18 protein-coding genes and 1 tRNA gene are annotated in these 20855 nt (G+C 72.2%); 8 read left to right on the top strand and 11 right to left on the bottom strand.

Features of this window, described 5'->3' with window-relative positions:
- Window positions 1-31: 31 nt before the first annotated feature.
- On the top strand, window positions 32-1411 hold the full coding sequence (locus AB0398_RS20580) for an NAD(P)/FAD-dependent oxidoreductase (RefSeq protein WP_125664989.1): 1380 nt from the start codon (window positions 32-34) through the stop codon (window positions 1409-1411).
- 168 nt (window positions 1412-1579) lie between these two features.
- Window positions 1580-2881, top strand: a complete 1302-nt coding sequence (locus AB0398_RS20575; protein ID WP_366377012.1) for a cyclopropane-fatty-acyl-phospholipid synthase family protein — start codon at window positions 1580-1582, stop codon at window positions 2879-2881.
- 87 nt (window positions 2882-2968) lie between these two features.
- On the opposite strand, the gene AB0398_RS20570 is transcribed toward AB0398_RS20575, so the two are convergent.
- The gene (locus AB0398_RS20570; RefSeq protein WP_366377010.1) at window positions 2969-5500 is read right to left on the bottom strand and encodes an FtsX-like permease family protein; all 2532 of its coding nucleotides are present in this window, start codon (window positions 5498-5500) and stop codon (window positions 2969-2971) included.
- Between the two features lie 76 nt (window positions 5501-5576).
- Window positions 5577-6347 (bottom strand): ABC transporter ATP-binding protein, encoded by a 771-nt coding sequence (locus AB0398_RS20565; RefSeq protein WP_366377008.1) that lies wholly within the window; start codon window positions 6345-6347, stop codon window positions 5577-5579.
- Window positions 6348-6735: 388 nt separating this feature from the next.
- On the opposite strand from AB0398_RS20565, the gene AB0398_RS20560 reads away from it, so the two are divergent.
- The 4 genes from AB0398_RS20560 (at window position 6736) to AB0398_RS20545 (ending at window position 10065) form a co-directional block, all read left to right on the top strand.
- A tRNA-Leu gene (locus tag AB0398_RS20560) sits at window positions 6736-6820 on the top strand.
- 230 nt (window positions 6821-7050) lie between these two features.
- Window positions 7051-8559: a DUF2079 domain-containing protein gene (locus tag AB0398_RS20555; protein WP_366377006.1), complete on the top strand. Its 1509-nt coding sequence runs from the start codon at window positions 7051-7053 to the stop codon at window positions 8557-8559.
- 160 nt (window positions 8560-8719) lie between these two features.
- Entirely contained in the window at window positions 8720-9622 is a 903-nt protein-coding gene (locus AB0398_RS20550) for a Bax inhibitor-1/YccA family protein (RefSeq protein ID WP_366377004.1), read from the top strand.
- A gap of 113 nt (window positions 9623-9735) precedes the next feature.
- On the top strand, window positions 9736-10065 hold the full coding sequence (locus AB0398_RS20545) for a hypothetical protein (RefSeq protein WP_366377002.1): 330 nt from the start codon (window positions 9736-9738) through the stop codon (window positions 10063-10065).
- A 52-nt stretch (window positions 10066-10117) separates the two neighbouring features.
- Here the strand turns inward: AB0398_RS20545 and AB0398_RS20540 are convergent, their stop codons facing one another.
- The 3 genes from AB0398_RS20540 to AB0398_RS20530 form a co-directional block, all read right to left on the bottom strand.
- Window positions 10118-10936, bottom strand: a complete 819-nt coding sequence (locus tag AB0398_RS20540; protein ID WP_366377235.1) for a hypothetical protein — start codon at window positions 10934-10936, stop codon at window positions 10118-10120.
- 263 nt (window positions 10937-11199) lie between these two features.
- Window positions 11200-12420, bottom strand: a complete 1221-nt coding sequence (locus AB0398_RS20535; RefSeq protein WP_366377000.1) for an acetyl-CoA C-acetyltransferase — start codon at window positions 12418-12420, stop codon at window positions 11200-11202.
- Window positions 12421-12633: 213 nt separating this feature from the next.
- Window positions 12634-13671: an SGNH/GDSL hydrolase family protein gene (locus AB0398_RS20530; protein ID WP_366376998.1), complete on the bottom strand. Its 1038-nt coding sequence runs from the start codon at window positions 13669-13671 to the stop codon at window positions 12634-12636.
- 103 nt (window positions 13672-13774) lie between these two features.
- Here AB0398_RS20530 and AB0398_RS20525 point away from each other — a divergent pair, with 103 nt between their 5' ends.
- A complete protein-coding gene (locus tag AB0398_RS20525; protein WP_366376996.1) occupies window positions 13775-15163 on the top strand; it encodes a cystathionine beta-synthase in 1389 nt (462 codons plus the stop codon).
- 441 nt (window positions 15164-15604) lie between these two features.
- Window positions 15605-16456: a MurR/RpiR family transcriptional regulator gene (locus AB0398_RS20520; protein ID WP_366376994.1), complete on the top strand. Its 852-nt coding sequence runs from the start codon at window positions 15605-15607 to the stop codon at window positions 16454-16456.
- Between the two features lie 29 nt (window positions 16457-16485).
- Here the strand turns inward: AB0398_RS20520 and AB0398_RS20515 are convergent, their stop codons facing one another.
- From AB0398_RS20515 to AB0398_RS20490, 6 genes are all read right to left on the bottom strand, one after another.
- The gene (locus AB0398_RS20515) at window positions 16486-16857 is read right to left on the bottom strand and encodes a hypothetical protein (protein ID WP_125667118.1); all 372 of its coding nucleotides are present in this window, start codon (window positions 16855-16857) and stop codon (window positions 16486-16488) included.
- 80 nt (window positions 16858-16937) lie between these two features.
- The gene (locus AB0398_RS20510; RefSeq protein ID WP_366376992.1) at window positions 16938-17441 is read right to left on the bottom strand and encodes a roadblock/LC7 domain-containing protein; all 504 of its coding nucleotides are present in this window, start codon (window positions 17439-17441) and stop codon (window positions 16938-16940) included.
- 41 nt (window positions 17442-17482) lie between these two features.
- The gene (locus AB0398_RS20505; protein ID WP_366376990.1) at window positions 17483-18265 is read right to left on the bottom strand and encodes a transcriptional regulator; all 783 of its coding nucleotides are present in this window, start codon (window positions 18263-18265) and stop codon (window positions 17483-17485) included.
- Window positions 18262-18669: a hypothetical protein gene (locus AB0398_RS20500; protein WP_366376988.1), complete on the bottom strand. Its 408-nt coding sequence runs from the start codon at window positions 18667-18669 to the stop codon at window positions 18262-18264. The genes AB0398_RS20505 and AB0398_RS20500 overlap by 4 nt, the downstream gene beginning before the upstream one ends.
- Before the next feature lie 161 nt (window positions 18670-18830).
- Window positions 18831-19349 (bottom strand): SRPBCC family protein, encoded by a 519-nt coding sequence (locus tag AB0398_RS20495; RefSeq protein WP_366376986.1) that lies wholly within the window; start codon window positions 19347-19349, stop codon window positions 18831-18833.
- Window positions 19350-19381: 32 nt separating this feature from the next.
- On the bottom strand, window positions 19382-20800 hold the full coding sequence (locus tag AB0398_RS20490) for a diaminopimelate decarboxylase (RefSeq protein WP_366376984.1): 1419 nt from the start codon (window positions 20798-20800) through the stop codon (window positions 19382-19384).
- Window positions 20801-20855: the final 55 nt, after the last annotated feature.

The following is a 20855-nucleotide window of genomic DNA, read 5'->3' as shown; positions in this document are numbered from 1 at the left end:
CACCCCCCGGGCGGGGTGGATACTCGATGGCATGAGCACCACGGAGCGTCCCAGGATCCTCGTAGTAGGCGGCGGGTACGTAGGCCTGTACGCAGCTCGGCGCATCCTCAAGAAGATGCGCTACGCGGAGGCGACCGTCACGGTCGTCGACCCGCGGTCGTACATGACCTACCAGCCCTTCCTCCCCGAAGCCGCCGCCGGCAGCATCTCCCCGCGCCACGTCGTCGTCCCGCTGCGACGCGTCGTCCGCGGAGCCGAGGTGCTCACCGGCCGGGTCACCACCATCGACCAGGACCGCAAGGTCGCCACGATCGCCCCGCTCGTCGGCGAGGCGTACGAGCTGCCCTTCGACTACCTCGTCATCGCGATGGGCGCGGTCTCCCGCACCTTCCCGATCCCCGGCCTCGCCGAGCAGGGCATCGGCATGAAGGGCATCGAGGAGGCCATCGGCCTGCGCAACCACGTCCTCGAGCAGCTCGACAAGGCCGACTCGACCACCGACGAGGAGGTCCGCCGCAAGGCGCTGACCTTCGTCTTCGTGGGCGGCGGCTTCGCCGGCGCGGAGACCATCGGCGAGGTCGAGGACCTGGCCCGCGACGCCGCGAAGTACTACCAGAACGTGTCGCGCGAGGACATGCGCTTCGTCCTGGTCGACGCGGCCGACAAGATCCTTCCCGAGGTCGGCCCCAAGCTCGGCCAGTACGGCAAGGAGCACCTGGAGAGCCGCGGGATCGAGATCTACCTCGAGACCTCCATGGACTCCTGCGTCGACGGCCACGTCGTGCTGAAGAACGGCCTGGAGGTCGACTCCAACACGATCGTGTGGACCGCCGGCGTCAAGCCGAACCCGGCGCTCTCCCGCTTCGGTCTGCCGCTCGGCCCCCGCGGCCACGTGGACTGCAACGAGAAGCTCCAGATCAACGGTCTCGACTACGCGTGGGCCGCGGGCGACAACGCCCAGGTCCCCGACATGGTCGGCCGTCGCGCGGGTAACCCGAACGCCTGGTGCCCGCCGAACGCCCAGCACGCCCTGCGCCAGGCCAAGGTCCTCGGCGACAACGTGGTGGCCGGCATGCGCGGCTTCCCGCAGAAGGAGTACAGCCACGCCAACAAGGGCGCGGTGGCCGGACTCGGTCTGCACAAGGGCGTCGCCATGATCGTCATGGGCAAGGTGAAGATCAAGCTCAAGGGCCGTCTCGCCTGGTACATGCACCGCGGCTACCACGGCATGGCGATGCCGACCTGGAACCGCAAGATCCGCGTCTTCGCCGACTGGACCCTGGCGATGTTCCTCAAGCGCGAGGTCGTCTCGCTCGGCGCCATCGAGTCGCCGCGCGAGGAGTTCTACGAGGCCGCCAAGCCCGCTCCCGCCCCGGCCGCCCCGGTGCAGGAGAAGGCCAAGGCCTCCTGAGGCCCCGTCCGTAGCAGCAACCCGCAAGGGCCGTCCGCCATCCGTGGTGCGGACGGCCCTTCGCGTGTTTTGCCGACTCGTTGCGCCGCGGGGGGAGTGCGCACGCCCACCGGCGGTGTTCCCTTGGTGACGGACATTTCTGGGGCACCGATCACGGAGGTGGGCACCATGGCCGACGCCGCGTCGCGGCTGACGACTCTCGCGGAAGAGCTCCTCGGAGGACCGCTCCCGGTCCGGCTGCGGGCCTGGGACGGCAGCGAGGCCGGTCCCGCCGACGCCCCCGTGCTGATCCTCCGCGACCGCCGCGCCCTGCGCCGGATGATCTGGAAGCCCGGCGAACTGGGCACGGTCCGCGCGTGGGTGGCCGGCGAGCTCGACGTCGAGGGGGACCTGTACGAGCTCCTGGACCGGCTCTCCGGACTCCTCTGGGAGCGTGACGGCGACTCCCCGGGCCTGTTCGCCGCCGCCCGCGACCCCCGGCGGCGCGCCGCCGCCCGCTCCCTGCTCCGGCTCGCCGGACCCGTGCCGCCGCCCGCTCCGCCGGCCGAGGAGGTCCGCGGCCGCAGCGGCGGCCGGCACACCAGACGCCGCGACCGGCAGGCGATCGGCCACCACTACGACGTGGGCAACGACTTCTACGAGCTGGTCCTCGGCCCCTCGATGGTCTACTCGTGCGCCTACTGGACTCCCGGCGGCACCCTGGAGGAGGCCCAGCGGGACAAGCTCGACCTCGTCGCCCGCAAGCTGGCCCTGAAGGAGGGCGACCGGCTCCTCGACGTGGGCTGCGGCTGGGGCTCCATGGCCCTGCACGCCGCCCGCGAGTACGGCGCCCGGGTCGTCGGCATCACCCTCTCCCGCGAACAGGCCGCCCACGCCCGCAAGCGGATCGCCGAGGAGGGCCTGGCGGACCGGATCGAGATCCGCGTCCAGGACTACCGGGACGTCACCGACGGCCCGTACGACGCGATCTCCTCCATCGGCATGGCCGAGCACGTCGGCGCCGTGCAGTACCGGGAGTACGCCGACGTCCTGTACGGGCTCCTCCGGCCCGGCGGGCGGCTCCTCAACCACCAGATCTCCCGGCGCCCCGAGCCCGACGAGGCCGCCTACGCGATCGACCCCTTCATCGACGCGTACGTCTTCCCCGACGGCGAACTCGCCCCGATGGGCCGCACCCTGACGACCCTGGAGGACGCCGGGTTCGAGGTCCGGGACGTGGAGGCCCTCCGCGAGCACTACGCCCTGACCCTGCGCCGCTGGGTGGCCAACCTGGAGGCCGGCTGGGACCGGGCCGTCCGGCTCGTCTCCCCGGGCCGGGCCCGCGTCTGGCGGCTCTACATGGCCGCCTCCGCCGTCTCCTTCGAACGCAACCGGATCGGCGTGAACCAGTTCCTCGCGGTGAAGCCCTCCGCGTCGGGGACGAGCGGGGTGCCGCTGCGGACACGGGCGTGGACCGAGGGGACGGACTGACGTACGTACGGGCGCACGCGCGCGTACGTACGGGAAAGGGCCGGCCTCCCGGGTGGGAGGCCGGCCCTTCGCCGGTGGTGCGGGCGGCTACTCGGCCTTGATGGCGGCGAGCATGTTCAGGCGGGCCGCGCTGCGGGCCGGCCACAGCGAGGCGAGGACGCCGACCAGACCGGCCAGGAGCAGGAAGACGCCGATCCGCTCCCAGGGCAGCACCAGGGCGTAGCCCGGCAGGCTGCTCTTGAAGGTCTCGCCGATCGCCCAGCCGAGGAACGCGCCGAGGCCGATGCCGACGATCGCGCCGAACACCGAGATGACCACGGCCTCCAGACGGACCATCCGCTTCACCCGGCGCCGGTCGAGACCGATCGCGCGGAGCATGCCGATCTCCTGCTGGCGCTCGAAGACGGACATCGCGAGGGTGTTGACGACGCCGAGGACGGCGATCACCAGGGCCATGCCGAGCAGGCCGTAGACGATGTTCAGGAGCATGTTGATCGGGCCGCCGAAGGCGTCGCGGATGTCCTTGTGGTTCATCACGGTGATGCCGGGGTTGTCGCCCATGGCCTTCGACAGCGCCTTGGCGTTGGCGTCGGAGGCGCCGCCGTCCATCGCGACGAAGATCTGCGGGGTGTAGGCCTGCGGGTCGTGGGCCTCGATCACCTCGTGGTCGATCAGGACGGGGGAGACGAACTCGCTCTCCTCGTAGATCGCCCCGACGGTCAGCTTGCCCTTGACCTTGTCCGTGTACTCGACCGGGACCGTGTCGCCGACCTTCAGGCCGCGCTTCTCGGCGGTCTTGTCCGCCACCGCGATCTGTCCCTGCTTCAGGGCGGACAGCGAGCCGTTCACGACGTGGAGGTTGAGCACCTTCTCGATGTCGCCGGGCGTGACGCCGGAGGCGGAGACGAACTTCCCCTCGATGTCCAGGGCGCCGGCCTGCTGCGGGGAGACGGCCGTGACGCCGGGGGCCTTCGCGAGGGCGGTGAGCGCCTCCTCGCTCAGGCTGTCGCCGCTGGCCATGGTGACCATGTAGTCGGCCTTGATCTGGTCGACGGTCATCCGGTCGATGGCCGAGCCGACGGTCGCGCCGATCACCGACAGGCCGGTGACCAGGGTCAGGCCGATGGCGAGCGCGGAGGCGGTGGCGCCGGTGCGGCGCGGGTTGCGGACCGCGTTCAGTCCGGCGAGCTTGCCGGAGATCCCGAACAGGCCGACGAAGAGCGGGCGGATCAGGGCGATCACGGGCCGCGACAGCATCGGGATCAGCACGATCACGCCGATGAGGGTGACGAACGCGCCGCCCGCGATGAGCATGCGGCCGTCGTCCCCGCCCTTGCCCGCGCCGAGCACGATCAGGACGGCGCCGAGCGCGGTGAACGCGGCACCGACGGAGTTCCGCACGACGAGCGACTTGGTGCTCGCGGTGGCGTGCACGCTGTTCATGGCGGCGACCGGCGGGATCTTCGCGGCGCGGCGGCCGGGCAGCCAGGCGGCGAGCATGGTGATCAGGACGCCGACGGCGAACGCGGAGACGACGGGGGCGGCGCCGATGACCAGGCCGCCGGCCGGGATCTTCAGGTCGAAGGCGTTCATGGCCGACCGGAGCGCGACCGCGAGGCCGACGCCCAGGACGAGGCCGACGGCCGAGGCGACCAGACCGACCAGACCGGCTTCGGCGAGGACGGAGCGGGTGATCTGCTTGCGCGAGGCGCCGACCGCGCGCATCAGGGCCAGTTCCTTGGTGCGCTGGGCGACCAGCATCGTGAAGGTGTTGGCGATCAGGAAGACGCCGACGAAGAGCGCGATGCCCGCGAAGCCCAGGAGCACCTGGTTGAGCGCGCCGAGCCCGGCCTCGATGTCCTCGGCCTGCCGGTCGGCGAGGGCCTGGCCGGTCTGGGCGGTGGCGGCCTTCGGGACCACCTTGAGGACCTCGTCGAGCAGCTTGTCCGCCTGCGCGCCGGGGGCGGCCGTGACGGTCAGCTCCTGGAAGAACCCGGGCTTCAGGTACAGCTTCTGGGCCACGGAGGCGTCGAAGAGGACCAGGCTGCCGCCGGCGTTGACGGCGCCGTCCTCGGTGGTGAAGACGCCGGAGAGGACGTACTCCTTGACCGGGCCGTTGGTGGCCACGCGGACGGTGTCGCCGACCTTGTAGCCGCCCTTGTCGGCGGAGGCCCTGTCGAGCGCGATCTCGTTGTCGCGGGTCGGCCCGTCGCCGGTGGCGAACGCGTACGCGCGGTCCTTGCCGTCCTTGCCGGGGGCGAAGTTGGTGCCCTTGTTGGACCAGCCGACGCCGATCAGCTTGCCGTTCTTGTCGGGCACGCCCGCGAAGCCGCCGACGCGCGGGGCGACGGAGGCGACCCCGTCGAGCCCGGCGACCTTGTCGACGTCCTTCTGGGAGAGACCGGGGGCCTGCCGGGCCTGTTCGGGGTCCGGGTGCATCTCGACGGCGACGGCGACGTCGTCGTAGCTCTTCGCCGACTGGTTGCGGAAGGCCTGGGAGAGGGTGTCGGTGAAGACGAGGGTGCCGGAGACGAAGGCCACGCCGAGCATCACGGCGAGGACGGTCATCAGCAGTCTCGCCTTGTGCGCGAGCACGTTGCGCAGGGCGGTACGGAACATGGGGTGTCCTGAACGGAGGGTGGGACGGACGGAGGTCGGGGGCGCGGGGCGCGCTACGGGGCCGCTTCTCGCGGCGTCAGCTCGTACGGCCCTTGGCGTCGAAGGCCTTCATGCGGTCGAGCACGCCGTCCGCCGTCGGGTTCAGCATCTCGTCGACGATCCGGCCGTCCGCGAGGAAGATCACGCGGTCCGCGTAGGAGGCGGCGACGGGGTCGTGGGTGACCATGACGACGGTCTGGCCCAGCTCCCGGACCGAGTTGCGCAGGAAGCCGAGGACCTCGGCGCCCGAGCGGGAGTCCAGGTTTCCGGTGGGCTCGTCGCCGAAGATGATCTCGGGGCGGGAGGCGAGCGCGCGGGCCACGGCCACGCGCTGCTGCTGGCCGCCGGAGAGCTCGGTGGGGCGGTGGGTGAGGCGGCCGGAGAGGCCGAGCATGTCGATGACCTGCTGGACCCACTGCTTGTCGGCCTTGCGGCCCGCGATGTCCATCGGCAGCGTGATGTTCTCCATGGCCGTCAGCGTCGGCAGCAGGTTGAAGGCCTGGAAGATGAAGCCGATCTTGTCCCGGCGGAGCTGGGTGAGGTGCTTGTCCTTCAGGGTGGACAGTTCGGTGTCGCCGAGCCGCACCGAGCCGGAGGAGAAGGAGTCCAGGCCGGCGACGCAGTGCATGAGCGTCGACTTGCCGGAGCCGGAGGGGCCCATGATGGCGGTGAACTCGCCCTGCCGGAAGTCCACGGTGACGTGGTCGAGCGCGACCACCTGGGTCTCGCCCTGTCCGTAGACCTTCGTGAGATCCGTGGCGCGGGCGGCCACCGCGGTGGCGCGGGACACGGTGGGGGAGGTGGGCACGAGGAGGACTCCTGTCACTGCGGGGCTGTTTCGGGAACCCCTCCATCGTGTCGAGCGTTCCGCCTCCGGACGTCCGCCCACGTGCCCGTTCCCGGGGCAGTCTGGAGTCGGACCGGAGCCCTGCTTCCTCCTCCTGAGGTATGACCGGGCCCCTGAGAGGCGCCGGACCGGGCGCCCCGGACCGAGGTGACACAAATCCGACGACTTTTCGTCATTCCCGGGGGTGCCGGTTTGCGCCTGCGACCCCTGTCACAGTTCGGCGAAAAGGCCCCCACCTGCACTGACGCACCCTCAGACCTCAATAAAATAAGACAACATCAGGGGCGATGTTCGGCTGAACGAGGGAAGCGCCCCGATAGGCTCATGTGCCAACGCGGAGCATCGCGACGCCCGGATGGTGGAATGCAGACACGGCGAGCTTAAACCTCGCTGGCCTTCGGGCCGTACCGGTTCGAGTCCGGTTCCGGGCACCACCGACGACAGCACCGCCGACCGGCGGGGGCGGCCGTTCTCCACCGGCCCCTCCGGGCCCTCGCGGGAGGTCGGGAGCGTGCCCCCGGTGCCCCGCCCGTACGGAGCGGATCCCTCCGTTTTCGCGCTCGTCCGCAGGTCCGCCCGGCCGCCCGCAGCGCCCCGGGAGGCCGTCGAGCACCCCTGTTACCCTGAGGGACCCCTCCGCCTCCTGTTAGGTTCTCATGCCGTCATGAATATCCTGAACCTTTCGGCAGTGCCCTCTCAGCGGCGCGCACCGGAAGGGGGCGGAGCGGCACCCGCGGGGAATGCGCCGAAACCGGCGGAGCGGTATTCGAAGAAGCCCGCCCTTCTTCTCTCCGGTGTTTTCTTCCTGGTCTATCTGGCCCTGTCCGCCCGGCGTCACGCGATACATCTGACGACCGGATACGACCTGGGCATCTTCACCCAGATAGCGAAGTCCTATTCGGAGTTCACGGCTCCGTACGCCCCTCTCAAGGGGACCGGATACAACGCGCTCGGGGACCATTTCCACCCGATCCTCGCGGTTCTCGGACCCCTCTACAAGGTGTTCCCGTCGAGCTATACGCTCCTGGTGTGCCAGGCGGCCCTGATCGCGGTCTCCGTCATTCCGATCACGCTGTGGGCCCTCGACGTCAAGGGTCCGAGATTCGCCTACTGGATCGGAATCTCCTACGGGGCCTCCTGGGGCATCGCGGAACTCGTCCAGTTCGACTTCCACGAAGTGGCCTTCGCGGTGCCGCTCCTCGCGTTCTCGGTGTGCGCCGCCGGCCGCGAGAAGTGGCGCGCGGCCGTCCTCTGGGCGATCCCCCTGGCCCTGGTCAAGGAGGACCTCGGGCTCACGGTGGCGGCGATCGGCGCGTACGTCGCGTGGAAGGGGCCCCGGCGCGCGGGGATCCTGCTGGCCCTCTTCGGCGCGGTGGCGACGGCCCTCGCGATGTTCGTCGTCCTGCCGTCCGTCAATCCCCTCGGCGAATTCGCCTACTGGCCGCCCGCCGAACCGCAGGAGAAGAGCCTCCTGGTGAAGGCCGCGGCGACTTTCTGGCCGCCGGTCAAATGGCTCACGCTGCTCATGATCGTGGCCCCCACCGGATTCCTGGCGGTCCGTTCCCCCCTCCTGGTCGTGATGCTCCCCACCCTCGGCTGGCGCTTCACCTCGGATTTCCCCAACTACTGGGGAATGGACTTCCACTACAGCGCGGTCCTGATGCCGGTCGCCTTCGCCGCGGCGGTCCACGCCGTCGCCTCGGGGCGGACGATCACCCGCAGGCTCCTGCACGCCGGGGTGATCGGAGCGGTGGCCACCGGCGTCACCTTCTTCACCTCGCCGTTCCACGAACTCGTGCTGCCGCGGACGTGGATCGCGTCCGAGCACGTGCGCGTGACCGACGAAATCCTCGGGAAGATCCCCGACGGCACGACGGTGGCCGCGTCCAATCGCCTCGCGGCCCAGCTCGCGTACCGGACCACCGTCAGCGAGGTGTGCCTCTTCCCGCGTTCCTTCGAGCCGAAGGAACGGCCCCGCTGGATGGTCTACGACAACGCCGATCCGTCCGATCCGGAATGCGCGACCGGGAAGTCCCTGGAATCCGGCGCTCCGCACGTCCCCGGCTACCGGCTCGTCGAGCGCCGGAGCGGGATCTCCCTGCTCGAACGGGTCGACGAGCGGGGCGACGGACAGGCCGGCGAGCGGGTCGGCGCCCCCGCCGAGCGGCCCTGAGGACGGGGGTCCCGGCGGCGGGGGCGTACACCCCGCGACTCCGGAGAGGAAGAGCGGGAAGATGAGGGAAAGATCCTCCCCGAGCACTAGGGAGTTTCTTTTGCCTACGCATTACCCTTGACGCAAGGCCGCGCCGTGCGGTCTGCCATGGAGGAGTGAGATGAGGAGCAGCAACCCGGTCTTCTCGCGACGGGGGTTCAGCCGCGACAACGGCTACGCGGGCTTCAACGCGCAGCAGCCGCAGGCCGGGGGCCCCGCCGTCGGAACCAACCCGTACGCCACCGGCACCCCGTACGCCGGTGACGCGACGAACCCGTACGCGACCAACCCGTACGCCCCGCAGGACACGCAGCTCGGCGCCCCGCAGCAGGCCCGCGGCAACGTGATGACGATCGACGACGTCGTGAGCCGCACGGCCATGACGCTCGGCACGGTCGTGCTCACCGCCGTCCTGTCCTGGCTGCTGCTGCCGGTCGACTCGGCGAACCTGGGCAAGTCCTACGGCATCGCCATCGGCGCCGCCCTGGTCGCCCTCGTCCTGTCGCTCGTGCAGTCCTTCAAGCGCAAGCCGTCGCCCGCGCTGATCCTGGGCTACGCCGCCTTCGAGGGCGTCTTCCTCGGAGTGATCTCGGCCGCCGTCTCGACGTACATCGCCGACGGCGTCGTCATCCAGGCGGTCCTGGGCACCATGGCGGTCTTCGCCGGCGTGCTCATCGCCTACAAGATGGGCTGGATCCGGGTCAACCGGCGCTTCTACGGCTTCGTGATGGCCGCCGCGATGGGCTTCATGCTCCTCATGGTGACCAACCTGCTGTTCGCGGTCTTCGCCGGCGGTGACGGCCTCGGCTTCCGCAGCGGCGGCCTCGGCATCCTGTTCGGCGTCATCGGCATCATCCTGGGCGCCTGCTTCCTCGCCCTCGACTTCAAGCAGGTCGAGGACGGCGTGAACTACGGCGCGCCGCGCGAGGAGGCCTGGCTGGCTGCCTTCGGTCTCACCATGACCCTGGTGTGGATCTACCTGGAGATGCTGCGTCTGCTGTCGATCCTCCAGGGCGACGACTGACGCACTGCCTCTGACTCGGGGGGAAGGGCCCGTCCGGCTTCGCGCCGGGCGGGCCCTTCCGCGTTCCCGGGTGCCGCTGGCACGGGGTCCCGGGCGGCGCGTAGGGTCGCGGGGTGCTTGATACGAGTGACCTGACCGCCGCCGTGGAGCGGTTCGCCGACCGGCTGCGCGCCGCCCCGCAGAGCCGCCTCCAGCGGGGCGCGGCGGCCGAGGGGCTCGCCCTCGCCCGCGAGCTCGCGGTGCGCGCGCAGCGCGCCGAGGAACCGGACCGGGAGCCCCGGACCATGCCGGACGCCGGGGTCTTCGCGGTGGCCGACCAGCTCGCGGTGGCCGGGAGCGACCTGGCCGAGGCACTGCGAACGGCCCCGGCCGGCTCCCGCGAGGGGGAGCTGGACGAGGCCGTGGGGCTCGTACGGGAGGCGGCGGCGCGTTCGGGGCTGTAGGGCCTCTCCGGCGGATCAGGGGCGGGATAGGCCCTGGAGCCCGTTCCTGGCCCTACAGGGAGGCGATCACGCGGTCCGCGAGGATGTAGACGTTCTCCTCGTCCGAGTCGCCGTACGAGAAGGTCAGGGCGAAGGCGCCGGAGACGCCCGAGCCGCCGAGCAGCACCGGGGTGCGGCCCGCGCGCAGGGCCTCCGCGAGGCGCTCCGCGGTCTCGCGGTGTCCGGGGGTCATACAGAGCGTGGTGCCGTCCGCGAAGACGTAGACGTCCAGGGTGCCCAGTGGGCCCGGCCGGACGTCGGTCAGGGCCGTGCGCGTGTCGGCCAGCTCCTCCAGGCGCGCCACCGTCCGCTCGTGGTCGGTGACGACCGGGGTCTGCACCGGCACGAAGTCCGGGTGCGAGGGGTGCCGACGCCGGGCCGCGGCCAGCTCCGGGGAGTCCTCGGGGAACTCGTCCAGCGGCTCCGCCGCGCCGTCGAGCGCCGCCGCCTCGGCCTCCATGGCCTCCAGGGCCATCGCCTCCAGGCCCACGAAGTCGGTCTGGCGCGGCACGAAGAAGGAGCCGTCCTCGGCCGGGCCGCCGAGGCCGCCGAGCAGGGACGGGGCGTCGGCCGCGTCCCGGGCCTCCTGAGCCGCCCAGAAGGCCCGCGCCTCGGCGAGCTCGCGCTCGCGCTCCTCGGCCAGCGCCTCCGCGACCGCGGCCCGTATCTCGGCGGCGGGCGTGGCACGGGCGGCGGGAACTGTCACGCCGTGCCCGGCGGCCAGCTCGCGCCGCAGGGCGGTGACCTGCTTGCGGAGACCGTGGACGGCGTGCAGGGCGGCAGCGCCCACGGCCGTGGCGGCGGCCGTGGTCAGCAGCAGGGCAAGAGGCATGGCGCTCACTGACGTACTCCCGATTCCGAGTCGATCCCCCGACTTCCTACCTCAGCTTGTCGTGAGGCGGGGGCCGCTGTCAGTGCATTACGTCACGAATTGGACAGGTATTTCAGCCAGGTGTTTAGTCCCGAAACCAGTCTGACCTGCGAAAACGAACTCCCCCGGGACGTAGGTCACATCCTGGGGGAGATTCGGTCACGGCTGGGACGCGGTGCGGTTGACCCCTCGGGGGCCGGGGGACGCGCGCCGATCGCCGCGGCTCAGCTCAGCCGCTCGATCACCATCGCCATGCCCTGGCCGCCGCCGACGCACATCGTCTCCAGGCCGAACTGCTTGTCGTGGAACTGGAGGCCGTTGATCAGGGTGCCGGTGATGCGGGCGCCGGTCATGCCGAAGGGGTGGCCGACGGCGATGGCGCCGCCGTTGACGTTCACCTTGTCCAGGTCCAGGCCCAGCTCCTGGTAGGAGGGGATGACCTGGGCGGCGAAGGCCTCGTTGATCTCCGCCAGGTCGATGTCGCCGATGGTGAGGCCGGCGCGCTTCAGGGCCTGCTTCGACGCCTCGACCGGGCCGAGGCCCATGATCTCGGGGGAGAGGCCGGAGACGCCGGTGGAGACGATCCGGGCCAGCGGGGTCAGGCCGAGCTCGCGGGCCTTGGTGTCCGACATGATCACGAGCGCGGCGGCGCCGTCGTTGAGCGGGCAGCAGTTGGCGGCCGTGACCAGGCCGTCGGGGCGGAAGACCGGCTTGAGGCCCTGCACGCCCTCCAGGGTGACGCCCGCGCGCGGGCCGTCGTCCGCCGAGACGACCGTGCCGTCCGGCAGCGTCACCGGGGTGATCTCGCGCTCCCAGAAGCCGTTCTTGATGGCCTGCTCGGCGAGGTTCTGCGACCGTACGCCGAACTCGTCCATCTCCTGGCGGCCGATGCCCTTGAGCCGGGCCAGGTTCTCGGCGGTCTGGCCCATCGCGATGTACGCGTCCGGGACGACGCCGTCCTCGCGCGGGTCGTGCCAGGTGGAGCCCTCGGAGGCGGCGACCTCGGCGGTGCGGGCCTCGGCCTCGGCGAAGAACGGGTTGTGCGTGTCGGGCAGGGAGTCCGAGTTGCCCTTGGTGAAGCGGGAGACCATCTCGACGCCGGCCGAGATGAAGACGTCGCCCTCGCCCGCCTTGATCGCGTGCAGCGCCATGCGGGAGGTCTGGAGCGAGGAGGAGCAGTAGCGGGTGACCGTGCAGCCCGGCAGGTGGTCCATGCCCATCTGCACGGCCACGATCCGGCCCAGGTTGTTGCCCTGCTCGCCGCCGGGCAGACCACAGCCCAGCATCAGGTCGTCGATGTCGCGCGGGTCCAGCTCGGGCACCTTCGCCAGGGCGGCCTGGACGATGGTCGCGGTGAGGTCGTCCGGGCGCAGGTCCTTCAGGGAGCCCTTGAAGGCCCGGCCGATGGGGGAACGGGCGGTCGAGACGATCACGGCTTCGGGCATCACGGCTCCATGAGGGTGCGGAGTGGGCGGACTGAAAGGGAAGTTACCCGTACGTACCGCACGGGGTCACCGGGACGGGCGTGTGATGCGGGCCTCTTTTCTAAGCGGTCGCTCAGGAAGTGAGCCCTCCTCGGGAACGGCGCCCGCCGGGGCTTTGTTCCCGGCTCCCGGTACACAGTTCTCGGCTCCCGGTACTCGGCTCCCGGCGGGCGATCAGTTGGCGGGAGCCTCCGACGCGGGAGCCTCCGGCGAAGGGGCGGGCTCCGCCGGGGCCTCCGCCGCCTCCGCCGCGACCGGCAGCCGCCGCCTGCGGCGGTGCTTGAGCAGGGCCCACGGCGCCCGGGCGCCCGTGACCTCGGTGCCCGCCTCCCGTACCGCCTCGGCCGCCGCCTTCGCCACCGGCAGCATGTTCTCCCGGCGCGCCGGCTCCAGCCGGTCGGCCTCCGGCCACGCGCCGAGCACCGCGCAGACCGTCGGCAGCACGGCCATCGCCGCCGTCGCGTACCCCTCGGCCGACGGATGGAAGCTGTCCACCCCGAACATCTCGCGCGGGTTCGCCGCGAACTCCGGGCCGAGCAGGTCCCCGACCGACACCGTCCGGCCACCCTGCTCCACCACCACGATCGTCTGCGCCGCCGCCAGCTGCCGCGACGCCCGCCGGGCCAGCCAGCGCAGCGGCTGGTAGACCGGCTCGATCGTGCCCAGATCCGGGCAGGTGCCGACGACCACCTCCGACCCGGCCGTCCGCAGCCGCCGCACCGCCGCCGCCAGGTGCCGCACCGACTCCGTCGCCGGCATCCGGTGCGTCACGTCGTTCGCCCCGATCATGATCACGCACACGTCCGGCGGTCCCAGGGGCTGCGCGAGCAGCAGCGACACCTGCCGCTCCAGGTCGTCCGAGCGCGCCCCCGACAGGGCCACGTTCCGCAGCAGCACCGGCCGCTCCGACACCGCCGCGAGCCCCGAGGCGAGCAGCGCGCCCGGCGTCTGCCCGGTGCGGCGCACGCCCTGGCCCGCCGCCGTGGAATCACCCAGAAGGGCCAGTCGTAGCGGATCCTCCGTCCCGAACGCCCGCCCGTAGAGCCCGTCCGCCACGGGCGGCAGCGGAGCCGCCCCGCCCCCGACGGTCCGCTTCGCGAGGTGCGCCTCGGCGAGGAGGACCCCCACCGTCGCGACCCCGAGGAGCCCGATGCTCCCGCCGCCGTACGCCGCACCCGCCGCGATCCGCCGCGCCACCCTCGCCCTCGACATGGGGCCGTCACCTCCTTCAAGCCGTTCACGGTGTAACTGCCCCGTAACCCGCTCCGACTACGCATACGCTGGCCACACCATTACGGAGACCCCGGAGATTACGGTGCAATTCCACGACTCGATGATCAGCCTCGTCGGCAACACCCCGCTGGTGAAGCTCAACCACGTCACAGCGGGCATCCAGGCGACCGTCCTGGCCAAGGTCGAGTACTTCAACCCCGGCGGCTCGGTCAAGGACCGGATCGCGCTGCGGATGATCGAGGCGGCCGAGCGCAGCGGCGAGCTGAAGCCCGGCGGCACCATCGTCGAGCCCACGTCGGGCAACACCGGCGTCGGCCTGGCGATCGTGGCCCAGCAGAAGGGCTACAAGTGCATCTTCGTCTGCCCCGACAAGGTGTCGCTCGACAAGATCAACGTGCTGCGGGCGTACGGCGCCGAGGTCGTCGTCTGCCCCACCGCCGTCGACCCGGAGCACCCGGACTCGTACTACAACGTCTCCGACCGGCTCGTCCGCGAGACGCCGAACGCCTGGAAGCCCGACCAGTACTCCAACCCGAACAACCCGCGCTCGCACTACGAGACCACCGGTCCCGAGCTGTGGGAGCAGACGGACGGGAAGATCACCCACTTCGTCGCGGGCGTCGGCACCGGCGGCACCATCTCCGGCACCGGCAACTACCTCAAGGAGGCCAGCGGCGGCGCCGTCAAGGTCATCGGCGCCGACCCGGAGGGCTCCGTCTACTCGGGCGGCTCGGGCCGTCCGTACCTGGTCGAGGGCGTCGGCGAGGACTTCTGGCCCAGCGCGTACGACCGGAAGGTCGCCGACGGGATCGTGGCCGTGTCCGACAAGGACTCCTTCCAGATGACCCGCCGCCTCGCCAAGGAGGAGGGCCTCCTCGTCGGCGGCTCCTGCGGCATGGCCGTGGTCGCGGCCCTGGAGGTCGCCCGCGGCCTCGGCCCCGACGACGTCGTGGTCGTGCTGCTCCCGGACTCCGGCCGCGGCTACATGTCCAAGATCTTCAGCGACGAGTGGATGGCCGACTACGGCTTCCTGGAGGACACCTCCTCCGCCACCGTCGCGGACGTCCTGCGCCACAAGGAGGGCGGTCTGCCCTCCCTCGTCCACATGCACCCGGACGAGACCGTCGGCCAGGCCATCGAGGTGCTGCGCGAGTACGGCGTCTCCCAGATGCCCATCGTGAAGCCGGGCGCCGGCCACCCCGACGTCATGGCCGCCGAGGTCGTCGGCTCGGTCGTCGAGCGCGAGCTGCTCGACGCCCTCTTCACCAAGAAGGCGTCCCTGGAGGACCCGCTGGAGCGCCACATGAGCGCGCCGCTGCCGCAGGTCGGCTCCGGCGAGCCCGTAGCCGACCTGATGGCCGTCCTGGGCGAGGCCGCCGACGCGGCGACCGTCCTGGTCGAGGGCAAGCCGACCGGTGTCGTCAGCCGCCAGGACCTGCTGGCCTTCCTGGCGGGCGGCGGCGCGAAGTAGCCCCGGGGGCGGGCGGACGGCCCTGCGGGGCGGGCCCGGAAACGGGCGGTCGGCGCCGCGGGGCGGGCCCGGAAACGGGGCGCGCGGGCGAGTTCGCGCAACTGGTACGAGCGCGACACGTCCGCGCAGCACCCGCTTAACACGCGTCCGGCAGATTGTTCCTCGTCGGCGTCACGGACTTCCGGAGCGGCTCCCGGGCCTCCACAGACGCCGCCGGACGCGGACCGGCCCTGACCCGGGCCCGTGTCCCTCGCGGGGACCGCCGTCGTCCCGCCCCCCGGCAACGGGGGTGCGGCGGTCCCCGCGCCAAGCCTGACGGAAGGGCCCCTCGCAGCGGTGAGGGGCCCTTCCGTCATCCTCTTTCCAGGACCGCCCGCAGCAGATCGTGCATATCCTTATGCAGAGCGACGCGCGAGTGAATAGATGAAAGGGGAGGGCGACGTGAGCGACAGCCCGGCCGGTCGGCTCCAGGCCCTCTTCGAGGGGCACCGGCTGACGCCGACCCAGCGGCGGATCGCGCACTGCATGGTGCGGCGCGCGGGAGACGTGCCGTTCCTGTCCAGCGTGGAACTGGCCGAACTGGCCGGGGTCAGCCAGCCCTCCGTCACCCGTTTCGCCGTCGCCCTCGGCTTCGACGGGTACCCGGCGCTCCGCCGCCACCTGCGGGAGGTCGCGCCCCCCGAGGCCGACTCCGGGGCCGGAGCGGACGGGGGCGAGGCGTTCAACGAGTACCAGCAGGCCGTGCTCGCCGAGATCGGGAACCTCCGGCACCTCGCCGGGCTGCTCGCGGACCCCGGGCCCGTCGAGCGGGCCGGGCGGCTCCTCGCCGGCTCCCGTCCGCTGCCCGTGCTCGGGCTGCGGGCCGCCTCCTCGCAGGCGCGCGGCTTCGCCTACTTCGCCGCCAAGGTCCACCCGGACGTGCGGCTCCTCGACGAGGGCGGCTCGATGCTCACGGACCGCGTCGACGCGGCCGTACGGGCCGGAGCCACGGCCCTGCTCTGCTTCGCGCTGCCCCGGCACCCGCGCGAGGTCGTCGAGGCCCTGGAGTACGCGCGGGCGGCCGGGCTGGCGGTCGTGACCGTCGCCGACTCGGCGTTCGCGCCCGTCGCCGCCCACAGCGACCTGCTGATCCCGGCCGCCGTCGGCACCGGACTCGCCTTCGACACCGCCTGCGCCCCCATGATGCTCGGCCGGGTCCTCCTGGAGGCGATGGCCGACGAGCTCCCCGACGCGCAGGCGCGTCTGGAGGAGTTCGACGCGAAGGCGGCGGCGCGGGGCCTGTTCGTCGAGTAGGCCCTGTCCGGCGGGCGGCCCTCCCGCCGTCAGACGTCCAGTTCGGCCTCGATCTTCTTCAGCTGGTGGCGGGCCATCGCCAGGTTCGCACGGTCCTTGTGCAGGGCCAGGTAGAGGAAGAGGCCGTTGGTGTTGCGCCCCTTGAGCAGCCGGATCAGGTGGTAGTGGGTGCCGAGGGTGATGAGGATGTCCTCGATCTCGTCGTTGAGCCCCAGCATCTCCATCGCCCGGACCTTGGCGCGGACGACGTCGGTGTTGCCGGCGGCGGCCACGTTCAGGTCGAGCTCCTTGCCGCCGCCGATCGTGCCGAGCGCCATGCCGCTGGTGTAGTCGACGAGGGCAGCGCCGATCGCGCCGTCGATGGAGGCCGCTTCCTTGAGGGAGGTCTCGGTGTTCGCCATGGTGTCGTACTTCTTCCTTCTGGGGTGACGTGCTTCTCGGGTGATGGCCTCTCGGGCCGTGGGTCTCTGGAAGTGCCGGGCTACGGGCTCCTCGGGTGGCGGACCTCGCGGACCGGGGGCCTCCCCGGCAGCGGAGGACTCCCGGGGTGCGGGGGCTTGCCGGGATACGGGGGCGGGAGCTGCCCGAGCCGGGTCGCCGGCTCCCTGCGCTCAAGGGCCCCGTCGACCAGCTCGCCTATCCGGGCGCTGGACCGGCGGGCCTCCAGATGGAGCCGCCCCACGTTGATCCGGGGCTCCGCGAGCAGCGTCAGGACGGCCGAGCCGCCCGCCGCGTACGTCGCCACGTAGCCGCTCTCGCCGCGTACGAGCAGTTCGCGGAAGCGGCCCTGGCCGGTGGAGTCGGTGAGGCGCTGGCCGACGCCCAGCGCCGCCGCGGTCAGCGCGGCCACGCTCTCGGCCTCGCCGTCCACGGTGTCGTGGGCCAGGACGAGTCCGTCGGCGCTGGCCGCCAGGGCTCCGGTGAGCTGGGGCAGTCGCGCCCGCAGCCGTCTCAGCTCGCCGAGGACCTCGGCTTCTGCCGTCATGAGCTGTCTCCTCTCGGCGCGCATGCGCAGGGCACGCCTCATCACAGGTGTGCCTCCAGGGCGTCACGGAGCCGGCGCAGCAGGGCGATGTCGGGATCGGGCACCGGCAGGACGGGTAAGAGGGCCGGTGCCGGTGGCACGGGGTCGTGTTCGGGTTCGGGGGTGAGCGGGGTCTCGACGAGTCCGGCGGCGGCGAGCCGCCGGACGTCGAGGAGCGTGTGGAAGGCGGGGCGGCCGAGCAGCCGGGCCAGCTCGGCCGGGTTCCGCTCGCCGTCGGCCGCCGCGAGCAGGGCGCGCTGCCGGGCCCCCACGGTCTGGCCGGGGGCGGCGGGGCGGGGGACGACCGGGGCGGTGTCCACGGCGGGGTACGGCCAGACGGCGTCGAGGAGTTCGCGGCGGCGCACGGTCTCGCGCTCGACGGCCTCGGCCGAGACCGGCCGCACCGTGCCGAACCAGTGCCCCACCCCGTACCGGAAGCGGGTCGGGCCGCTGGTGGGGGAGAGGGCGAAGAAGGCGGCGTCGAAGACGGCGCCGAGGTGGCAGATCTCCAGCTCCCCGTCCTGGAGCCGCCCGCTGTCGACGAGGAAGCGGCCCACCGCGCGGTGGGCCCCGGCCCGGTCGACCGCCTCGTCCCAGTTCTCCCGGGGCAGCCGGCCGCCGGTGGTGAGGAGGACGTCGACGCCGGGAGCGGCGGGACTCTCGGCGTGCACGACCCGGCCGTCCACGAGGTAGAGCGTGCCGTGGTCGCGCAGCAGGGCGCCGGTGGCCTTCTCGGCGGCGAGCCGGACCAGCATCGGGGAGACGGGGGTGGCGACCGTGCTCATCCGAGGACCAGCTTCTCGGCTATGTCGCGGAGTCTCATGCGGGCGAGGGCCAGGTTGCCGGTGTCGCGGTCGAGCCAGAGGTGGAGGAAGACGCTGCTGTCGAAGGAGGTCTCGACGAAGCGGAGGACGTGGTAGCCGGCCCGGGTGGTGACGATCAGGTCCTCGACGGGGGGCCCTTCGTCGTCCCCCGCCCCTCCGGCGTCGTCGTCCGTCGCCAGGAAGGTGTCGAATTCGGCCGCCGAGCGGGCCAGTTCGGCGGTCTCGGCGGCCGTGGTCTCGTGGTCCCCGACGGGTGAGTCGCCCGCCGTCCCCAGCGCGAGCCCGCTGGTCCAGTCGACCAGGGAGGCGCCCCGAGCACCCGGTAGGGTCATGGCCTCCGTTAGGCACTCGTCGATTCCGGGCACGCGGATTCCCCTCCCGATGCGGCGTGCGAACGTGCGGCAGTAACGGTGACGCTACTGAACGTTCCGCTCCGGGGGAGGTGTTCTGGCATTTTCCATCGGAACATGCCCGGGTCTGACGGAAATTGATCCCTTGCCCTCGGCGGGCGGATGTGGTGGGCCCGTCAGACCCGGGTCTCCACGGCGTTCGCGACGTCCGACAGGTCCTTCGCGAGCGCCTTGGCGACGGCCTTCGCCCCGAGGCGGGCGAACGCCCGGCCGAGGAGGCCCGGGGCGCGCCCGTGCGCGGGACGGGCGGAGAAGGACATCCGCAGGACGGTGGACCCGGTCCCGTCGGGCGCGCGCCCGGTCCCGTCGGGGGTGAGGGTGAGCTCGGAGACGTAGTGCATGCCGTGGGAGTCGGCGACCGTGACGTACCGGTCGGGCGGCTCGCACGCGGTCACGGTCATCTCCTCGGTGGCCTCCCGGCCCAGCATCCGCCGGGTCTCGCGCCAGCGCGTGCCCACGGCGAAGCCGCCCGGGGTGAGCACCTCCACCTTCCGGACGCCGGTCAGGACGCGGGGCAGGCCGGGGAGGTCGGTGATCGCCTCCCAGACCCGCCCGGGGGAGGCGGCGACCCGGCGCTCGACGACGACGGAGGTGGTGCCGTCCGTACCCGTTCCGGTCATGCCTTCACCACTCATGTCCTCATGGAACCCGGGGCGCGGGGGCGGCGCTACCGGACTGTCGGCCCTCTTTCTGTTCGACCCCTCCGCCCGGCCGGTCCGGCCGGTTCACCGGGTTCGACCGCCTCGACCTGCTCGGCCGGCGTGCGCACCAGCGCGTCCGCCAGGTCCCCGCCCGCCTCGGCGACGATCTCCTCGGAGGTCTGGGCCCTGCGCACGGCCGTGAAGGCCACCGTCCCGTCGCCGGCCACGGCGAAGCCGTGGATCCCCGGCCGGGGCAGGCTGTTGTACGCGTAGTGATGGGCGAAGTAGTACGCGCCGGTGTCCGGCACCGCCACCACGTCCCCCGGCCGCAGCAGCGGCAGCTCGCGGCCCGTGGCGATCAGGTCCCCGGCGAAGCAGGCGGGGCCCGCCACGTCCTGGACGGCGGTCTCCCCGGTGCGGGGCCGGCCCTCGGAGTCGTACGCGAGGACGCGCAGCGGCCAGGAGCCGGGGGCGTAGACCGTACGGGTGGCGAGCTGTACGCCCGCGTGGGTGACGGCGATCGGGCGGCCCCCGGAGCTCTTGGTGTACTCCACCCGGGCGAGGACCGTGCCGTGTTTGGCCAGAAGTGAGCGCCCGAACTCGGTGACGAGGCGGTAGCGGCCGTCGAAGAGGCCGGGGACGGCGTCGGCGAGCAGCCGGGCGTACTCCGCGTACGTCGGCGTCTCCTCGTCGGAGGCGAAGTTCACCGGGAGGCCGCCGCCGATGTCGAGGGTGTCGACCTGCCGCCGGCCGGCGGCCCGGTTGATCTCCTCGGCGAGCGCGTACGCCTCCCCGACGCCCTGTGCCATCAGGGCGAGCGGGACGCCCTGGGAGCCGGTGTGGGTGTGCAGCCGGGTGAGCCAGGGGCGGTCCAGGTAGGCCTGGACGACGGTCTTGCGGGCGCCCTCGTCGCGGAGCGCCACGCCGAACTTGGAGGTGGCGGTCGCGGTGGAGAGCGCGTCGATGGAACCGGCTCCGACCTGCGGGTTCACCCGGAGTCCGAGGGGCGAGGCGGTGGGTCCGGAGGCGACGAGGGCGTCGAGCCGGTCCAGCTCCTGGAGGTTGTCGGCGTTGACCGCGATCCCGAGCGAGAGGGCCCGGCGCAGCTCGTCCGGGGTCTTGGCGGGGGAGTCGAGCACGGTCCGGTCCGGCGGGACCCCGGCGGCGCGGGCGAGGGCCAGCTCGCCGGGGCTCGCCACCTCGGCCCCGATCCCGGCCTCGTGCAGCAGGCGCAGTACGGGGACGAGCGGGGCGGCCTTCACGGCGAAGGCGTGCAGTACGGGCGCGTCGGTGACGGCGGCGAAGGCGCTGGTCAGAGCGGCGGCGGAGGCGCGGATGCCGGCGGTGTCGAGGAGGGCGACGACCGGTTCGGCGGGGGAGAGGAGTCCTTGGTCGACGGAGGCGCGGACGGCGAGATCGCGACGGGAGGAGGCCATGGGTCCCATCGTCGTCCATCGGGGGTGGGAGCGGGAGGGGAGCGCGCGATGAGGGCGGGCCCTG

The organism is Streptomyces sp. NPDC086147 (assembly GCF_040702165.1).
Taxonomy (GTDB): domain Bacteria; phylum Actinomycetota; class Actinomycetes; order Streptomycetales; family Streptomycetaceae; genus Streptomyces.
The sequence above is the reverse complement of the archived record's forward strand: the minus strand, read 5'-3'. Positions and strand labels throughout refer to the sequence as shown.